Origin of the sequence: Streptomyces sp. NBC_00846 (assembly GCF_045207325.1) — a bacterium.
In the GTDB taxonomy this organism is placed as follows: Bacteria; Actinomycetota; Actinomycetes; order Streptomycetales; family Streptomycetaceae; genus Streptomyces.
In genome coordinates this window covers 3479726-3497705 of sequence record NZ_CP108846.1, presented here as the reverse complement: position 1 = coordinate 3497705, position 17980 = coordinate 3479726, and the positions used below count along the sequence as shown (strand labels likewise).

The 17980-nt window shown below is 66.0% G+C and carries 12 protein-coding genes and 1 pseudogene; 6 read left to right on the top strand and 7 right to left on the bottom strand.

Going from position 1 to position 17980, the window contains the following annotated elements:
- Positions 1 to 59 precede the first annotated feature (59 nt).
- Together OG936_RS16090 and OG936_RS16085 are read right to left on the bottom strand one after the other, a co-directional pair.
- Positions 60 to 305, bottom strand: coding sequence for a hypothetical protein (locus OG936_RS16090; protein ID WP_327349564.1), 246 nt, complete (start codon positions 303 to 305; stop codon positions 60 to 62).
- A 137-nt stretch (positions 306 to 442) separates the two neighbouring features.
- Complete coding sequence (locus tag OG936_RS16085; RefSeq protein WP_406495475.1) at positions 443 to 2131, bottom strand: hypothetical protein; 1689 nt, start codon at positions 2129 to 2131, stop codon at positions 443 to 445.
- A 1028-nt stretch (positions 2132 to 3159) separates the two neighbouring features.
- Between OG936_RS16085 and OG936_RS16080 the strand changes: the two genes are divergently transcribed.
- Complete coding sequence (locus tag OG936_RS16080; protein ID WP_406500782.1) at positions 3160 to 4626, top strand: hypothetical protein; 1467 nt, start codon at positions 3160 to 3162, stop codon at positions 4624 to 4626.
- A gap of 29 nt (positions 4627 to 4655) precedes the next feature.
- Here OG936_RS16080 and OG936_RS16075 read toward each other — a convergent pair.
- From OG936_RS16075 to OG936_RS16065, 3 genes and pseudogenes are all read right to left on the bottom strand, one after another.
- Positions 4656 to 4875, bottom strand: a pseudogene (locus OG936_RS16075) (IS5/IS1182 family transposase); the annotation flags it as partial.
- A gap of 85 nt (positions 4876 to 4960) precedes the next feature.
- Positions 4961 to 7708, bottom strand: a complete 2748-nt coding sequence (locus OG936_RS16070; protein ID WP_406495473.1) for an AAA family ATPase — start codon at positions 7706 to 7708, stop codon at positions 4961 to 4963.
- A 640-nt stretch (positions 7709 to 8348) separates the two neighbouring features.
- Positions 8349 to 9668 carry a tetratricopeptide repeat protein gene (locus tag OG936_RS16065; RefSeq protein WP_406495471.1) on the bottom strand — a complete coding sequence of 440 codons (1320 nt, stop codon included), beginning with the start codon at positions 9666 to 9668 and terminating at the stop codon, positions 8349 to 8351.
- 581 nt (positions 9669 to 10249) lie between these two features.
- Between OG936_RS16065 and OG936_RS16060 the strand changes: the two genes are divergently transcribed.
- The 5 genes from OG936_RS16060 (at position 10250) to OG936_RS16040 (ending at position 16123) form a co-directional block, all read left to right on the top strand.
- A complete protein-coding gene (locus tag OG936_RS16060) occupies positions 10250 to 12157 on the top strand; it encodes a nucleotidyltransferase domain-containing protein (RefSeq protein ID WP_327349568.1) in 1908 nt (635 codons plus the stop codon).
- Between the two features lie 50 nt (positions 12158 to 12207).
- Complete coding sequence (locus OG936_RS16055) at positions 12208 to 13272, top strand: hypothetical protein (protein ID WP_406495469.1); 1065 nt, start codon at positions 12208 to 12210, stop codon at positions 13270 to 13272.
- Entirely contained in the window at positions 13253 to 14044 is a 792-nt protein-coding gene (locus OG936_RS16050) for an SDR family NAD(P)-dependent oxidoreductase (RefSeq protein ID WP_406495467.1), read from the top strand. Before OG936_RS16055 ends, OG936_RS16050 begins: the two co-directional genes overlap by 20 nt.
- Before the next feature lie 30 nt (positions 14045 to 14074).
- Positions 14075 to 14518 carry an NUDIX domain-containing protein gene (locus tag OG936_RS16045; RefSeq protein ID WP_327349561.1) on the top strand — a complete coding sequence of 148 codons (444 nt, stop codon included), beginning with the start codon at positions 14075 to 14077 and terminating at the stop codon, positions 14516 to 14518.
- A 366-nt stretch (positions 14519 to 14884) separates the two neighbouring features.
- Positions 14885 to 16123, top strand: a complete 1239-nt coding sequence (locus tag OG936_RS16040; RefSeq protein ID WP_327259040.1) for an MFS transporter — start codon at positions 14885 to 14887, stop codon at positions 16121 to 16123.
- A 109-nt stretch (positions 16124 to 16232) separates the two neighbouring features.
- On the opposite strand, the gene OG936_RS16035 is transcribed toward OG936_RS16040, so the two are convergent.
- Both OG936_RS16035 and OG936_RS16030 read right to left on the bottom strand, forming a co-directional pair.
- Positions 16233 to 16406, bottom strand: a complete 174-nt coding sequence (locus tag OG936_RS16035; protein ID WP_327259041.1) for a hypothetical protein — start codon at positions 16404 to 16406, stop codon at positions 16233 to 16235.
- Positions 16407 to 16574: 168 nt separating this feature from the next.
- Positions 16575 to 17528, bottom strand: coding sequence for a hypothetical protein (locus OG936_RS16030; RefSeq protein ID WP_327349570.1), 954 nt, complete (start codon positions 17526 to 17528; stop codon positions 16575 to 16577).
- Positions 17529 to 17980: the final 452 nt, after the last annotated feature.

Sequence of the window (17980 nt, the reverse complement as noted above, 5' to 3'; positions counted from 1 at the left end):
CCGCCTGGCCTCCAGCTGGCTTTTGGCCTTCTCGCAGCATGAAGGGGCGATCCGGTTCTTCAGCTGAGAAGTGCCTCGATCGCACTTCGAAGTGATCCGGCGAGCGAGGTCAGGGACGTGGCAGACCCGAGCGCGAGGCTCAGCATCTCCAGGGTCTCGGTGAGGCGGCGCCCGTCCGGCGTCGGCTCGCGTAGCTCCTCGTCAATCCTGGCTACGGCCTGGCGGCAACTGTCGATGCTGTGCACTTCGTCAGCGTGGGTGTCGAGGGCAGCTACCAGCTCGGCGAGTCTGGTCTGTGCAGCCAACAGCCTGGGATCGTCTGCTGCAGTCCCCGAGACTTGGACTTGGCGCATGTCGCCACCGACTCTGCCGGTGTTGACCTGGTTGCCGCTGCCGGTGACGTTGGTGCCACCACCAGCGTTTGCTCGACCGAATCTCATGATCAACCTGCCTTCTCGGTTCTGTTTGCCGGACCGCCAGGCATGGGGCCTTGTTGCATGCCGCCGCCCATATTGCCGGTGTTGACCTGGTTGTTGTCGCCGCTGATGAAGTTCTGGGTGATGGCGATGGCCTGACGTTTGAACTCGCCGGTTGCCAGACCGTGGTCGGCGAGAAAAGCGCTCACCGTGCTGAACATCCGCGATTGCAGGATCGACACGTAGCGCTGCACGTCCTCGGTCTGGTGCATGTCCTCAGTTGTCTCCCGACCGCAGTGTTCTCTCAGGCTCACCGGCCGGCCGTCGTCTTTCTCGCGGACAGCGGCAGCGGCCGTGGTTACTGCGGTCAGCAGCCCGAGTCCGCGTCCGATGTTCGTGTATGCCCGGGACGCGAGCGCCACGGTATCTCCGCATGCATGGAGCGGTGTTTCTGCCAGTTTCCTGGCGAGATCCCAGCCCTTGGCGGGCGTTACGTTTGCCGAGGGAAGCAGCGGTGCCAGGACGTGGGGGCGGGTGACGAAGTGCAGCGTGTTGCCTTCCAGGGCGGCATGCGCGAAGACCGTGACGACGATTTGGCCGTCCCAGGCGACGACCTGCGCGGCGAGGTATCTCCGGGAGAAGTGGCCGGTGGGGGCATCCCGGGCTTCGGTGCACATCTCAGTGGCCTCCGGCCACTCCGACTTATCGCCGCCGCCTCCACTGATCTGGCCCAAGCTCTTCCACCGGCCCTCGGGGATGCCGAGGAACTCGGCCACATCACAATTGGGCAGGGCATGGGTTTCGACGAGAGCTCCTCGCAGCTCCTCCAGTTCGTCGCGCACCTTGTCGAGCAGCTCGTCCGCCTCGAATTTCTGACTCGCGTCGAGGTCGGACAAGTCGGCTGTAGCCAGGGGCGGGTCGCCTTCTTCGTCCTCACTGGTGCGGGCTGACGTGAGCTGGATACGGGTAGCCCCTTTCGGCCACGAGTCGAGGCCGGCTCCGACGAAGCGATCCACCCTGCCTTCCCTGCGGTACGCGATGCTTTGCCACTGCTCAGTGACCTTGTGCGCCGTGATTCTCTTGGCGGCGAACGGCGCGAGGAAGGGACGCGTGGCGATGTGTTCGCGGCCAAGACGCAGCGACTGCACGTAGGCGTGACACGCCCAGCGGTCAAGCAAGTGGACCGCAGTGATAGCGATCAGTAGATGCGGCGCGACAAGTAATCCTTCCAGGGCGGCATCGCTCAGCAGTGGGAGATGTGGTTTGACGAGAGTCCAGAGGGCGAATAGCGCCGCAGCCAGAAGGACAGCCGGTACGAGTGCGTTGAAACCCCAGCGCAGAATCGCCCGGCAGGCCCGCCCGGTGAAGAACTGCCACAGCAACACCGTGGCGACAATCGCTGCCAGCCCTCGTGGATGGGAGCCCCCCAGGTAGACCAGCGTTGCCAACAACAGTGCGCCCCGGAGCCGACGCTGCCGTCGTGCTGCAACGCTGTGTGTGAGCACTGGCGCCAGCCCGAATCCGAAGGACGGTGCCGGCCGCTTGCGCGCGTACAGCACGTTCGTCAAGGCCCACTGTGCGAGGGATTCGCCGGTGAATTCGTCCAGATCCCGGATAGGCCGTTGGGGCCTCCCCTGAATCTTGTCCTGCCATCGCCCGAGCCAGTCCCGTGCTTGCCCAATCCGGTTGACCCGCTCATGTACGGAGCCAGCCATTCCTCGGATCACGGAGTTCGTACTCGGCACCGGATCTCGCCGCGCGTACGTGGTCCGGGTGGGGCGCTGCCCGGGTACGTAGGCGATTGGCTTCCCGGTCCCGCTGTCCACTGGGACTCCGGGGACAGCGGCCGGCTCCTGCGGACCTGCGCAGTGCGGGCTTCCGGTGGGTGCCACCGTCCTCCATGACAGCAGCGGCATCTGCCACCTCCCCCGCGGACGCTTCTTGAGGGCCCCACCCTGTGCCACGTGGCATCGGCTTCGCTGGTGAATGACTGCGTCTGGCTCAGAAGCACCTCAGCGTCGGCCGACACGCTACGAAGCCACATCGTCTTGAAAGGCGGGCCGTGGACGTGCTAGCACGTTCGGTCGGCACAGACGGTGGGCGGCATGACTCAAGTCACCGCGCAGCGTGTGTCGGCAGCATTCCTGGTGCGGCTCCCAAGCGTCGAGGGCGCTGTTGAAGTACCGGTCTCGTCGGGAGTTGGGGCATGCGGAGGGCACGACACTCGACAAGAGGTCTAGACAACAAGAAAGGCCCCGGTCGCTGACCAGAGCCTTCATTAAAGAGCGGGTGACGAGAATCGAACTCGCGCTCTGCGCTTGGGAATCACTCAGCGGTTGACTACGAATATGGCGTTTGACCTGCGAAAATGTGGGCGGTGGTCTTATGGGGGCTGCCTCGGGTCGACCCCCTGTTGACCGCTGTTCACCGTCCCTACTGGCACGTGGTGGCACGCCTCCTGTGAGGGTGACCGATGGTGCCGAGCTGCTTCAAGGCACAGACGCGGGGGCGGAGGAGCGTGAACGGTCAGTCGGTTGGGCCCAGGACACCAGCCGTTCTCCGGCGGGCGCTTCACTGCGAGGTGCCCGCAGAGCGCACCCGCCCGGTTGTGCATCTCGTGGCGATCGCAGTGGACCTTGCGTTGAGCCGACGTCGATCGAGATGGGTTCGCGATAGCTGAACGAGTGTGGAAGGCAACAGGCCGACAGACCGCGCTGTCAGTGCCGTCAGCGAGACTGCGAGGGTGCTCGAACTTTTGTGGTCAGCCCTGATAGTGGTCATCGAAGCGGCCTTGATCGTGTTCAGATTGGTCTTCTGGCCCTTGCTGCTGGGCGCGATTCTCTGGTCGATATCGAAGCAGGTCGACCCCCGCGACATGCTGCGGGTCCGGCGGTTCCTGGAGCGGACAGCCGCTCTAGCCGAAGGTGCCGGACATTTTCTGCTCGGTATGTGCCTGCGGGTGTACAGACGGACCCTTGGAGGCGCCTACCTCCGGCGGAGCAGGCGCGGTGCTGCGCAGCATCTGGTCTGGGCACGGCGGGATTTCGGCCAGGACGCCAGCAGGTTGTTCCCTGTCAGTCGGCAAGTGCGTACCGTGCTGCGTTCGTGGCACCAGGCCGTCCCGCTGGCCGCGGTCGCGTACATCTTCAAGGCGTACTTCCTGCTGTTGGTGTTGCTCAACCTCGGGAGCCTCGTCGATACCGTCACCAGATGGTTGTCCCACACGTGGGCGGAGAGTGGGCATGCGCCCGTTCCGTGGTGGGCGCCTAGCGGCGGCCTGTGGGGGCCAGCCCGGCAGGTCGCCCTGACCGGCGAGCCGCCGGGCATAGTGGTGACGGTAGTGGCGATCTTCCGGGCGTTCGGTGAGGCGATCTGGGGGAAAGCCGCTCAGTATCTTCCAGCTCTCGCAGCCCCGGAAGGCCGGCCTGCCGAGGCAGCTACTGCGATGATCGGGCTTGTTCTCGTCCTCGTGCTACTCCTTGCGTTGAGGGCCGTGAGGGGAGTTCTCGGTCGGCGTCCTGGTCCGTCTCGGGACGGCCATAAGCGCAACCCAGGCTTCGTTGACCCCCTTCCTCGTTGGTGGTGGCTGCGGTCGCTAATGAGCCTGCGACCGGGGGTGGCCAGTTGTACCCGGCCGGTCGCGGTCTTGGTCGACTGCCTTGCCCGTGTGGGCTCGGCGCGGCGCTACTACCAGACCGTTACGCGAACTCGTAGCACTTTCTATGTCGCTCGCGTGGACCTTTCCGGGGCTGAGCGGGTTGTGTGGTCGGCATGGAAAGTTAGACACGGTCCGGTGCGCGGTGCGCTTCGGCGGGACTACCGGAAGCACGCGGCCGAGGTAGTGGGGGTAATCCGGCGGCTAGAGGCACGGCAGGACATCGACGACAACACAGGCCAAGTCTTCGAGGAAATGGCGCGCGTGTTGGTGACGATTGCTGAACGGTACGCGAGCGGCAACACACTCGCCTTGCTCGATCCCAGGGACGTGGACGGCGTAGAACCTGCGGTTGATCGGGAATGGGTGCGATTGGTCATCCTCGGCGTGGCCATGACCGGTGCCGCCATCGCGGCGGGCTTGTCGGAGCTGTCTGCCGCCGCGTCCACGCAGATCGTTGCCGTGGTCGGCGCCGTCGCCTGGGTGCTTTTGTACCGTGACCGACTGTCCCCTGGGGATGTGCTCGACGTGATGCGTGGCCAGAGCCGCAAGTAACCATGCTGGAATCTGCGGGACCTTCCCCCGTTGTGCATCCGTGCGATGCCGAGCATGGCGTGGTGGACTCCGTCGCCTTTGAGGCGGCAGTCGCGCAGGATCTTCCAGGTGTTCATGCGGGCAGAGACGTGCTCGACGCGGGCGCGGACCTGCTTGTGGCACTCTTTGTGGGCCTGCTTCCAGTCGGGCAACTCCTCGCCCTTGCGGCGTCGATGCGGCATCACGAGCCCGGTGCCCCGGATAGCCGCCTTGAAGGGCACGGACGGGGCACGCTCGACTGCGGATCAGCCGCGCAGCCCTCGGAGTATCACGCCTGGGTAGCGGCGGCGGGCGCCTACGGTAGCTGCCGCATCTTTTGGCGCTTCGGCCGCTTCTCAACAGGGATCAAGCCTCGGCGGACCTTCAGCAGTTGCTCGTCTTTCATGTTCTCGCGCACTGCGAGGTGGCCCAGGATCCGATGCTGTGTTTCCGGAGTCCAGAACACTTCGAGACGCTCCCGAGCTCGGGTGATCGCGGTGTAGAAGATGCTATGGGAGATACTCTCCTCGTTGGCATCGGTGATGACAACCTTGACTGACTTATACTCAACGCCCTGCGCCTTGTGAATCGATACGGCGTAAGCGATCTGAAAAGGCACCATGGTGTTGACCGAGTCGTCATCATCGTCACTGTTGCCGCGTTCGAGGACGTCGAACTGGACCGTTGAGCCTTCCACCCAGCGTAGATCCGTGAAAAGCACTGCAGCTTCATCGACATCTCGCTCGAGGTTTACATCGAAGGTGATACGTCCGGGCGCGCGATCAATCTTGACGATCTCTCCTTTCAGGTTATTGAAGATGACGGGACTGAATCGATCGGATTCGTTGAAAAGTACGGGGTCGCCGGCCTTGTATGTAGACTCACCCCAAGTCACAGCCGGATTTGGGTTGATCGCCTGCAGGAATCGGTTAACGTTATTGATGCCGTACAAACCGTCATAGTTGAGGCAGAGGACGATTTCGTCGTCACTTCGGTGCTCAAATAGTGATTCTCCCAGAACCTTTGAATAGTCATTCTTGGAGAGCGACTCTTCGATGTGGTCGTCCAAGTTCCGCACTCTACCCCACAGGGTGAGAAGTCCCGGATCGGTCGTCCTGAAAGGTTCTGTGAGTTCGAATACGGACTCGCTCGTGATGTATGACCGGATGATATCGAACCAGTTGCCAAACTCAATCGACTCGATCTGATAGACATCGCCAACGAGTACGAGTAGGTCGAAAGATGTCTTCTCGAGAACATCAAGCAAGCTTGCGTTACTTACCGTGCTGCACTCGTCGATCACTAGTACGTCATACTTCTCGCTGCCCGACGTGATGTTGCGCGTGTGTCTGGTGATCGTACTGAACTCGACGTTCGATGCTTGTACTCTCCTCTTCAGGTTGTCGACAGCCGGGTTAGTGTGAGCCAAAAACAGTTTTCGCGAATTCTCGAAGTAATTCGCGATATGATTTACCATCGTTGATTTTCCCGTACCGGCCGCACCGTATACGAGGGCGACCTTCGAGTGCTCAAACAATTCCATCAGTGCCTGAGCCTTCAAAGGGTCATCGATAGCACCTGGGTTCGCGTCAATCCATGCCTGCACATCGTTGGAGTGTTGGGATACACCGCTAGCGGAAATCTCCTGGAGCTTTTTGGTGATCGAAACCGTGCCGTCCTCGTACCCGGTGATGAACACGTGCCCATTTTCATGAGCCAGCCTCCGCGGCTTGTGCCGGTCGGTGGGCGGAAGCGTCCGATTGTGGTGTGCGATCAGCTTGTCGACGTCACCGAGGTCCTCCAGCTCGGATGTCGGCGTATAGATCACGCCGTGCTGCTCGACATTTCCCCGGACTCGTCTAGCCAGGAGCTCGTGAGGTCGAGCCCTCGCATCCAGACTCTCGGTAAGGTCCCCAAAGGGCGGGTTATGTCCGCGTGGTGATGTGCAGAACGGCATCGCATCGAATGGCCTGCAGCCTTGGGAAACGAACAATCCGGAGAGCGCAGAACATTTTTCATAATGGAATTGTGCCCTGATGAGGCGATTGTTCATCCGGAGCATGAGGTACCGCAACAAGTGAGAACCTGGCCGGTCGTTTCGGATGAGTGACCGTGCGCGATCGAGAATCGGGAAGATAGCCGCATCTCGTTGAGTGCCGCCTATTGCCCAGGAGCGGAGTGAGCCGTAAGCCGCTTCTGTCATATCGATGAGATCGAGCAGGTTTGATCGGGTTGTTGTTAGGTAGTTCATCAGGTTGCGATACTCTGAATGCGACGTCCTGACGCTCTCGTGCGCGACATCGAAAAGCCGTGCGAAATTATTGAATTCGCACGGCCGGATCGAAACATCCCATGCTCGGATCAGAGTGATCGGCATCGCCTGTCCGAGGACCTCGATCGAGTCGCTCTCCAATTCAAGACTGGCTGCGTATTTGTCGGTGATGTCGATGTCAGTAAAACCAATGATGCGATCGAACTTGCTCGTCCGGTTGTGGGCGAGATAGAACGTCACTTCATAGTAAATGCTGTCGGCGACGAAGAAGGGGCGCGAGCTGTGAATGTAGTACCGCTCGCGACGTGAACTTGAGGATGTCGCTGCTTTGGGCCGTCGGATGCGTGCGGCGATTTTTTCATAGTACTCACCCAGCGAGGGGTCGAGGTCGATCGGGAACTGCTCGATGTTCTGCAGGATTTCTACTCCGAGTAGATCCTTTGCCAAGTCTCGTGTGCGGAGTAGGTACTCGTAATACTTCAGCATCAATCGCTCAGACGGATCGCGATCCAGCGTGTAGTGCGAGACGCTGGCCTGGAGCAAGCCGTGGAATCTACTGAGGAGCCTGAACTTGGCAATCGGCCTAACGAAATCCAGGGCTGGCCCGACCTGGTTGTAGTGAAACTCAGTCGAGCGATCGTTGAGGTGTGCCCAGACAGCAAGCCCCTCGACGAGATTCCGGAGCTGCCCCAGCACGTTCTGTGAGAGGAGTCCCCGGTCACCTATTGAGTTGGCAAGGTTCTGGCAGATCACGCTGTCGGCGCTATTCACTTGCTGTTCTACTGATGCCATAGCTCCCGCTCTACGTCCTCGAAGGATCGTGCGTCACCTTCGAATGGGGCGAGGAGTCCTGGTTGCTCCCGACCCGAGTCTTGCCGAGGCGGACTGCGTAGCATCCGCGAAGATGCACTGACTGCTGCCGAACAGTCGGCCCCGCCCCGGTCCACACCATCAGGAAACAATGGAACCACTCAAGAGCCCACAAACAGGCCGTTGTTCAAGATTCTCCGCCTTGCTACGCTCGCTCGTGACCTGACCTACACGTTTCCGAGGTACCTCAAGTGGCGAGCAGATCCGTCCGGCTCGCCACTCACCCTTACCGCCCGCCCGGGGGGCGACCCGTTGACGACGATGGGTTGCGTAGGTGCGATCGCAACGACGTCGCGCCCCGTCTTCAGTGACCCCACGCGTGGTTCATACCGCCATATCTGCGGCGCCCTGCGCTGCGTAGGTGACGGCTCCCAGCAGAACGCCGCTGTCTTCGACCTTTACTGCGCCGCGGCCGTGGCTGGGCCTGGCCTTCCCCGGCAGCGTGCTGCCCGGTCGGTCATCGTCTGCATGCTCAGGGGTAGCCCGCGCGATCGTAGCGGGCTCCTGTCTCGGTTCTCTTACCAAGAATGACCGGCGTGAGCGCGGGTGATGCTCCGGTGAGTTAGGCGACGAGCCGGGCCGCCCGCTCTCGGAGCTCCTGAGCCTCCGGGACGCCGCCGTACCGGCGCAGGCGGACGCGCATGTCCTGGAGTGCTGCCTGGACCTTCACCGAGCGGATGCCGTCGGCGCAGTCGAGGAAGTCGCGCCAGGTGGCCATGGCGCCGTCGACATCGCCTTGGCGGAGGCGGACGCCGCCGAGGTCGGCGAGGACGATGGCGCGGGTGCGGCGGCGGTCGAGGCCGTGGATGTCGAGGGCGAGGTGGAGGTGTTCCTCGGCGGCGTCGAGGTCGCCGAGGCGGGAGAGGATCATGCCTGATTCGTGGGCCCAGCGGCCGGGGGAGTAGTGGGCGGCCCAGGAGTCGCCGGCTGCGGCGGTCGGCTTGCTGATGGCGGTCTCGGACAGGGCGAGGTGCTTGGTGGCCATGCGGCGGTCGTCGTCGTGGGCGGCGGCGTTGGCGAGGGTGGCTTCGTAATAGGCGACTGCACGCGGGTTGTCGAGGTGGCGGCCGTACTCCACGCAGGCTTCGCCGAGCTGGACGGCTTCGGCGCGATAGCCGAGGTCGACGCACTGGACGGCGAGGCCGCGGAGAGCCGTCGCTGACAGTTCCGGATCGCCGGCCTCTGCGGCCAGGCGGAATGAGTGCGCGTAGTAGCGCTGGGCGAGTCCGCGCAGTTCGGGGGTGTCGCCTTCGTCCTGAGCCATCCAGCCGGCGAGGTGGACGAGCTGAGAGGTGGCGGCGAACAGGTCGCGGCCGGTGGCTTCGGTGAACTGGCCCTCCAGCCAGGGGGCGACGTCTTGGGTGAGGTAGCGGACGGCCAGGTGGCGGGCGTGCCCGCCACCGAGTTCGGAGGCGGAGTCGCCGAGGGCCTTGACCATGTGTCGTACGGCGGCCACCTCGCCCTGGCCGACGCGGACGGCTCCGGGAAGGGCGGTCTTGGTTCGGCGGGTGATGCTGTCCATGTCGGGCAGGCCGAGTGCGGACAGCGCGTATCCGCTGGAGGCGAGGATGAACTCCCGGCGTTCCACGTCGCTCCTTCCCAGGTGCAGGACTGATGCAACGGTATCTGTGTGGGGTGCCGCAGGCGTGGGCTCCGGGAGGTTGATCGCTTCGGGATCCAGTGCCAACACCTGCGCGATGTAGGGCCACCAGTGGCCGGGGGTTCGTTCGCCTTCTATCCACCGCCGGGCGTGCTGGCGCTGCAGGCGGCGCGGGTCACCGCATTCGGCGAGGCCGAGGGCACGCGCCAACTCCGAGGGGCCCCAGCCGCGTTCTTGGCAGGCCCGCTTGATCAGTTCCGCGACGGCCGGGTTCCTCGGCACCCCGTCACCCTCCCCACCTGGATTACGCGGGATTACGCAGGACTACATCCTGGGCCCTGTCCCGGGAGTGCGGCCCGTCGTTCACTGAACATCACTCCGCAGATCTCCGAATGGCTCGAATAGGCCCTGTTCAGGGCCTGTTGGCGCCTGCCCGGACACGTTGAGAGGAACCGACGGTGGCGATGCCCACTGACAACGCACGGACCCGCACGATTCCGCTCTCGCGCCAGCTCAGTGCGACGCGAGGCTCCGCCGTCCGAGAGGCGGTCCGATGAGCCGTTCCCACGTCCCCGACCCGCTGGAGACCGCCCTGAGCTGGGTGTGGGCCCTCGGCACGGCTGCCGGGCTCGCCATGGTCGGACTTCTGGCCCACACCGAGCACTCCTCCGCACAGGTCCCCGTTGGCGCAGACGACGCTCAGCGCCGAGGACGCTCCGTTGGCCGACGGCGCCGTATAGGCACTCCGGCGCGCCCTTGCCTCTCGACCGGGGCGAGGTCCGAGCCCCATCGAGTTCTTGCCGCAGGGCGCTCACGGCGCCCTGCAGGCGTACCCGCTCCGCATCATCAGTGAAGGGAAGCCGATGTCCAGTCAGTACAACAGCGACACGTATCCCCTCCCCGTGTCGGTCGCGTTCAGCGGCCCCGACAACACCGGGAAGACCAAGCAGATCGGAATCCTCGCCCGGCGCATGGGCCCGGCCGTGACCTCAGCAGGCCCGCTCGACCACTACGACCCCCGCTGGACCGCCATCAAGGCCGACGGCATGGCCCGCTGGTGGTTCGAGACCGGCCCGGTCGAGGAGGTCGCCGACGTCCTCGCCACCTCCTACCTGGAACGCTCCCGGCACCCCTTCTCCGCGCCGGTGCGCCTGCTGGACCGGGGAATCCCGATGCTTGAGGCGTCCGTCGCCGCGACGGTCGCCGTACGAGACGACCTGGACGCCGCGCAGGCCGCAGACCGAGCCCGACTCCTGCTGGCCCCGTATGAGACCGACCTGCGAGCCGCCGAGGAGAGCGAGCACGCCTTCGTCCTCCTGCACTGTGACGACCCGGAGGAAGGTACCCGCCGGAGCCTGGCCCACGAGGTGACCGTCACCGACATCTACGCGGCGTACCAGCGCCACCTCCATGAGCAGATCAACCGCCTCGTCGACGAGGGACGCTTCCCGATGGCGATCCGCATCGGCGATCGGCCGACCGTCGCCGTCCAGGACGAGGTCCGCCGGCTTCTGGCGCCCCTGCATCCGGAGGTGCCCGGGAGGGCTCTGGCAGGAGTGCATGTCATCGCGCTTGGCGGCATGTCGGAGAGCGGCAAGAGTACGGTCGGCGAGTACCTGCGTACCCAGCACGGCCACGCCCGCCTCAAGATCGGGTACCTCATCGAGGACGCGGCCGACCGGGCGGGGATCCATGACCCGTACCGGCTGGGATCGGTCGTGCAGGCCGAGCTGATCGTGGACGCGCTGGACCGCTTCTGCCTGGCCCACCACTTCCTCGACTCCGTCAGCATCGAGTCGCTGCACGACTTCGACTCGACCGCCGAACTCGCCCGGATGCTCGGACCTCAGCTCACCGTCGCGTACCTGGACGCCTCCGAGGCCACGCGCGCCCGGCGGGGCACCTCCGGGACCCAGGACGTCGTCGATCGTGACCTCGTCAAGAGCGCACGAGGTGCGGACAAGATCGTCTCGATCGCCCACGAGGTCATCGCCAACGACGGGCCGCGCCTGGAGCTGGAGCGGCGGCTGGACCGCATCGCGCTCGACCGCCGCTGGCCGGAGCACCAGCCCTCCACCATGCCGGTCAACGCGCTCGGACTCCCCGTGCACCTGGAGTCCTACCTGGCCGAGTTCCTCGACCGCACCACCGGCCTGCGCCCGCTGATCGACCTGCTGGCCGTCACCGGCAGCGGCGCCCGGGGCAAGTACCAGCACGGCTGGAGCGACCTCGACGTCCTGGTCGTGGCCGACACCTCATCCCTCGACGAGATGCGCCAGATCCTCGCGGATCTGGAGGCCGAACTCGGCGGGGTCAAACTGGGCATGACCGTACTGACCCGAGCCGAGTGCCGGGCCGGCGCCGTCACCTCCCGGCTCCTCCACGTCCTCGCGCTCATCGGCAGCGGGGCGCTGGTCCCCCTGTGGTCCACCCCCGGACTGGCCCTGCCCGCTCCGGACGCGGCCACCGACGTCACCGTGAGCCTGCGCGACGGAATCCAGGCCGCCATCGAGATCCGCCGCCAGCTCCTCAAGGGAACCCCCGACCTTCGCGGCCTCTACAAGGTCACCGCGCTGCTCGCGAAGATCCAGCTCCGCTTCAGCGGGATCGAGTGCCCCTCCGACAGCGACGCCCTCACCGTCCTCCTAGACGCCGGACGGCAGGACACGAGCATGGTGACCACTGCCCGTACCGAGCGGCCCGCCGCCGAAGCGCTCGCGCGCCTCGTTCTCCAGGCTTGGCTGGACACCCTCCCCGGGGAGACGCGGTGAGCGCAAGCGCCAGGCGGGCTCCGACGCCGACGGGCGCCTTCCATAAGCCGGTGGCAACCCGTGAGCAGGCCGAAGCCGAGGCGAAGGGGTGGACGCGGCTCGCCTCCCGCATCGCGGTTCCGGTCCTTCACGGGCAGATCGCGTTACCGGACAGGCAGCTCCTCGCCTACGAGGACGTCTTCGCCACCGGCCGGTGCGAGCTGCTCATGGGTGACGTGATCGCCCTCGTTGACCGTGATCCGGTCGTGCAGCCCCGCTTGGACCGCCTCGTGGACGGCGTGTGCGCCGACCTGCGGGCGGCGGCCGAGGAGACCGGGAAGAGCGTGCCGCTGGCCGAGTGCGTCCCGGACCTCTACCTCGACCGCGTCCGTCCGGGTGGCCGACTGGACCGCTGGTACCTGCGCCGTGACCTGCCGATCGCCCTGCCCCACACCGATACGACCCTCACCCTCCGGGAGCTGGCCGACTTCACCGTCACGGCCAACGGCAGGCAGTTGACGCTGAACGTCGCCGACATCATCGACAGCGTCCGCCACGTGCTGGCCCCCGACCGACGGTGGCCTGCTGGGTTGACGCAGGGGGACCCCACCGAACCCAACATCGCCGACCCGCTGTGCTGGCTCGACTTCGAGTTCGCCGGCCGCAACACCGCCGCGGGCGAAGCCGCGAACCTGCTCTGGTACCTGATGGCCCTGGGCGGCTGGCTCGTTCCCCGCTACCAGCCTGACGTGTACGCCCGCACCCTCCGCCTCGCTCTGCAGCCCCAGTCCCGCCCACGCATCGAGCACCTGGAGCTGCACCAGGGCACCCGGCACATCGACGTCCGGTACTCCTGGCATACCGGGCCCGGCCGCCGCGCGGCCATCACGCGGTCCCTGGACGGTCTGCGGGGGCAGAGCGGCACCGGCCAGGACGGGCTCCACGCCTTCCTCGCCCTGCGCATCCTCGGCGTCATCCCGGCAGCCCGGCTGACCGGCCACGACCTCCTGCTCGTACTGATCAAGCTCGCCGAGAGCCAGGACCCGCTCACGACCCTCGACACGTTCTTCACCACCGAACCGGCCCCTCATTCCAACCCCGGCGAACGGAGCTGCAATGTCCCTGCCCCTGCTTGAAAGCCCTCTCCAGGCCCGGCCCCTGCAGGGCCGCATCGCCCTCGTCACCGGCGGCGCCACCGGCATCGGCGCCGAAATCGGACGGGCACTCGCCACCGCCGGAGCCACCGTCGCCGTCAACCACCTCGGCCAGGACCCCGACGCCCATGCCCTCCTCGCCGCCTTCGAGCGAGACGGCAGCCCCGGGATCGCGGTGAACGCCGACCTGACCGACCCCGGCGCCGTCCAGACCATGACCGACCTCGTCCGCGCCGAGATCGGCCCCATCGACATCCTCGTGAACAACGCCGGCTCCTACCCCCGCGTCCCCTGGCAGGACACCGACGAGGCCGCCTGGAACTACTCCCTCGACGTGAACCTCACCGCCCACTACCGCATCTGCCACGCGGTGACCCCCGGCATGGTCGAACGCCGGTGGGGCCGGATCGTCAACATCGGCAGCGTCAACGCCCGCGCCGGCCGCACCAACCTCGTCGCGTACAGCACCGCGAAGGCCGGGCTGCTGGGCTTGACTCGTTCCCTCGCCCGCGAACTCGGCCCGTACGGCGTCTGCGTCAACACCGTCCTGCCCGGAGCCATCCAGGTTGAGGCCGAGACCGCCATCCCGGCCCAGTTCCGGGCCCGCCCCGCAGACCAGATCCAGCGGCAGTGCGTTCCCCGCCGTGGGCGACCCGAAGACGTGGCGGCCCTGGTCGCGTTCCTCGTCGGCCCCTCCGCGTCGTTCATCACTGGGCAATCCGTACACGTCGACGGCGGCTGGCTGCTGCACTGAGACCGCCAACAACCAAGGAAAGAGCACCACATGATCGAGCGAGTCCGCGCTGTCCTCGTCACCCCGAACGACACGATGCTGGTCATCCGCCGCACCCGGCCCGGCATCCCCGTCTACTGGGTCCTGCCCGGAGGCGGCGTCGAGGCCACCGACGAGTCCCGGGAGGCCGCTCTCCACCGGGAGATCCATGAGGAGATCGCCGGCAAGGCCGACATCGTCCGCCTCCTGCACACGCTGGAGACTGACGACGAGCGACAGCTCTTCTACCTCGCCCGCATTGAGGCATGGTCCTTCGATGACCGAACCGGACCCGAGTTCAGCGCCGAAGGCCGGGGCGAATACGCGCTGGAGGAGATCCCGCTGACTGCGGCCGGGATCGGCGGCATCAACCTCAAGCCCGAAGAGATCGCACACATCCTGCGGGACGCCGTCGATGACGGGGTCTTTGCCGAGGCGAGGGTCATCCCGAACTAGGAGGACAGAAGCGGGGAATGGACTGTCTCAACGGGCGAGGTCCTCCATTCGGGAACCCGGCACGGCGACGGCCGCGGACGCTCGTAGACTCGCCGTGGCGTGTCCTGGTCGAGGGGCCTCGCCGACGCACCGTCTCGTCCGCCTGGGCTGCCGTCACACCCCATCGGGTGATGCTTCCGGGCGCTGCCCCGGCTCGACTTGGGCTGGGGCAGACTCGCACGCCCAAGTCATTGATCACGTGCATTTCACGGTTAAAAAATAACCGGCATGGCCACACCTGAGGACGCCTCCTAGGCAGCCCGACCCCATGGACTGGTACTTTCCGACTGACCAGGCCACCATCATGGGCCGGGAGCAGGCAACCAGGTGACTTCTTCAGGCACGTCAACGGGTGAGGCACGGCGAGCGCTTGGCGCTGTTTTGGCAGCCGAGGCGGTTTCGGTCGCGGGAAACCGGATCGCCCTGATCGCGATTCCCTGGTTCGTGCTGGAGACCACCGGTGATCCCGCACGGGCCGGGCTGAGCGGCGTCGCCTACTTCGTTCCCGTGGTGTTGGCCGGGATCTTCGGCGGCCCCCTGGTGGACCGCATGGGGTTCATCCGCAGCAGTGTCCATGCCGACCTGGCCAGCGGGATGACGGTGGCTGCGATCCCGGTCCTGTACATGCTGGGCCACCTGCCGTTCTGGCTGTTGCTGGTCCTCACGTTCGCCGGCTCGATGCTCGACGTTCCAGGCACAACAGCCCGCCGCTCCCTCGTGCCCGACCTGGCCGAAGCCGGCGGTATGCGGCTGGAACGGGCGATGAGCGCGCACGAGACAGTGATGCGTGTCGCCCAGCTCACCGGCGGATTGCTCGGCGGCGTGCTCGTCGCAGCTCTCGGGCCAATCCTTGTGCTGTACATGGATGCGGCCAGCTTCCTGGTATCGGCCCTGATCGTGGGACTGACTGTGCCCCGAGCGTCGCCTCGCAAGGCTCCGCACCTGTCGAAAGGCACGTCACGGTACTTCGCGGAGCTCAGGGAAGGGCTGCGGTTCATCCGCGAGGACACGTTGCTGCCCCGGATCCTCGTGGTGTTCATGTTCGCCAACATGGCCGACAACGCCCTGTTCACCGTGCTGCTGCCCACCTTGGCCAAGCAGGTGCTCGACAACCCGCTCGCCCTGGGGCTTTCGGTCGCTGCCTTCGGCGCCGGCGCCCTGGCGGGCGCGGTCCTGTTCGGTGCAGTTGGGCATCAGTTCCCCCAGCACGTAATCCTGACCGGCGCGTTGCTCATTTCCGGGGCCCCGAAGTTCTTCGTCATCGCTGCGATGCCCGGAACTCCCACGCTTGTCGTCACCATGGCTCTCGCCGGCATCGCTGCTGGACCAGTGAACCCGCTGTTGGCCGCCGTCCAGTTCGGCCGTATTCCCTCGGAGCTCCGGGGACGCGTGTCCGGCGCGATCATGGCCGCGGTTGTGGCCGCGGTGCCGGTGGGCATTTTCGGCGCCGGCCTACTGGTCGCCATGACCAGCCTCACCACAGCTTTGCTCGTGATCGCGGCTGGTTATCTCCTGGTCAGCCTCTATCCCGCACTGCATCCCGCGTGGCGAGCCGCCACCCCATGACCTCCAGATCGATCGACCCGCCAGATCGGCGGTGGCCGGGCCGCCGCCGACCGCCACCACAGCCCCGTTCTCGTATAGCTACCGCCAGGTGGCGTGGAGCGCTGAGTAACTACTTGGGGCTGCGGTCGCGCTGCTGGAGGGCGGCGAAGTCGGCGTGCGCCGTCTCGACGTCCTTCGGGCACGGCTGGGTCTTCTCGTGCTCGGCCAGCGCCCGGTAGATGCTGGAGAGGCCGGGGCTCTGGCCCTTGCGGCGGCCGGTGGGGATGAGCAGGTCCCTGACCATGATGGCGATATCTGAATCTCCCCACCCGGCGCTCCGCGTGCCCTCAGAGTTGCTCAGCTTGATTCCCCAGACAAACCCGTGCTGACCTGCGGCCAGCCGTCAGGGGGAGGGGCCTTGGAGCCCGGGTGGCCAGTTACGTCGTGGGCGCGCGAGCCAACCGGGCGGGCCTCAGCAGTCGTAGCAGTGACTGTACGGGGTGTCAGGACATATGCGGCAGACGAAGAAGTACATGCCGCCGAGATCGCCCAGGCCCATGTCGTGCCCGAACGCGTCGAGGGCGGAGGGATCTGCCTCGGCCCGCCAGGACGGGGTCGCGGCCCCGTCCTGGCGGGGGTCCCAGTCATCCAGGGGGAGCCACCGGCCCATGCCTGGTTCAGTCGCGGTGACGCTGAGAAGATGTTCCATACGGGTGCCACAGCCTGCGCAGTCGGGCCAGCGGGGCTCCTGGGTCCACCCCGGGTAGCCGCCGACCTTGCTCTGTTGCGTCGTGGCCACATCGAAGTAGTCGAAGCCCCGCTCCTCCTGCAGGGCCTCAAACCGCTGGTCGAGCAGCTCACCGAGCCCCTCCGGCAGGTCCCAGTTCGGGTACTCCACGGCCGGAGTGGGGGACACCGTGCACGGGCGGGGCAGGTAGTCCTCCTCCACGGTGTGCGGGCGAGGCGGCTCCCCGGCAGCGGCGCCGGCCGTCGTCAGCGTCGTGCTGCGCCAGTAGAGCCGGGGGTTGGCCGCGTACTCGTCGTCCTCGTGCACGAGCGGGCACCACAGGATCTGAAGGAGGTCGGTGCCGGCGGGGAAGACGAGGCCGGGCACATCCCGTGCGTACAGCTGGACTACCGGGACCATCGCGACCGGCTCCGGCCCGACAGGCGCGTCGAGCGGCTTGTAGTGGTCCGGTTCGGCGCACGTCGGCCAGGGCTCGTCGGCCGGCCACAGCAGCGGCCCGCCGATGGAGCTGTCACCCGGGCCAGGCTGCCCGGCCCGGGGGTAGAGGAGGGTGACCTCGCGGGCCGTACCGGTCAGCTCCGGAAAGACTGCCTCGACGTCGAAGGGAAGCGGAGCCAGCGGCCGGGCCCCGGTCGGCCGGGCCTGGGCGGCTTCCTGCTGCGTGTGCCCTGACGGCATGGAGTCTCCTGCTGCTGATGGCCATAACGCCGCCGACCCTAGCCCCCACCCCCGACACCTAGCGTGTCCCGCCTCTATCTCCCGCTGCACTGCATTCAGTCCGTAGGCGAAAGGCCGCCACACATCGGCGCTTTCCAGGCGTTCGTACCGTCAGAGCCCGTCCTGTAACAGCGGGCCCGTGCACACGAGGCTCCTCACTCCGTGGAAAGTCGTACCGAATGAGGCAACGAGCGCCCCTGGCCGATTTCAAAGATCCCCATCAACCAGGGCGGGTGCCAAGCCCTGTGGTCGCCGCGCTGCTCGGCGGTGGCCCACAGGCGTGAGGATTCATGCCAGTGCAGATCGCCCACTCCCGCCGGATTCTCTGTGGCCGGAGTCCCCCGGCAGGCTTCTCCTTCCTCGCTCCGCAGCATGCTTCGCCCGTACCGCGGCCATGCGCTCACATGGTGTGT

Coding starts and splice junctions, on each gene's coding strand:
- OG936_RS16085 (WP_406495475.1), bottom strand. CDS start 2,131: ATGGCTGGCTCCGTACATGAGCGGGTCAACCGGATTGGGCAAGCACGG.
- OG936_RS16070 (WP_406495473.1), bottom strand. CDS start 7,708: ATGGCATCAGTAGAACAGCAAGTGAATAGCGCCGACAGCGTGATCTGC.
- OG936_RS16060 (WP_327349568.1), top strand. CDS start 10,250: ATGTCCAGTCAGTACAACAGCGACACGTATCCCCTCCCCGTGTCGGTC.
- OG936_RS16050 (WP_406495467.1), top strand. CDS start 13,253: ATGTCCCTGCCCCTGCTTGAAAGCCCTCTCCAGGCCCGGCCCCTGCAG.
- OG936_RS16045 (WP_327349561.1), top strand. CDS start 14,075: ATGATCGAGCGAGTCCGCGCTGTCCTCGTCACCCCGAACGACACGATG.
- OG936_RS16035 (WP_327259041.1), bottom strand. CDS start 16,406: ATGGTCAGGGACCTGCTCATCCCCACCGGCCGCCGCAAGGGCCAGAGC.
- OG936_RS16030 (WP_327349570.1), bottom strand. CDS start 17,528: ATGCCGTCAGGGCACACGCAGCAGGAAGCCGCCCAGGCCCGGCCGACC.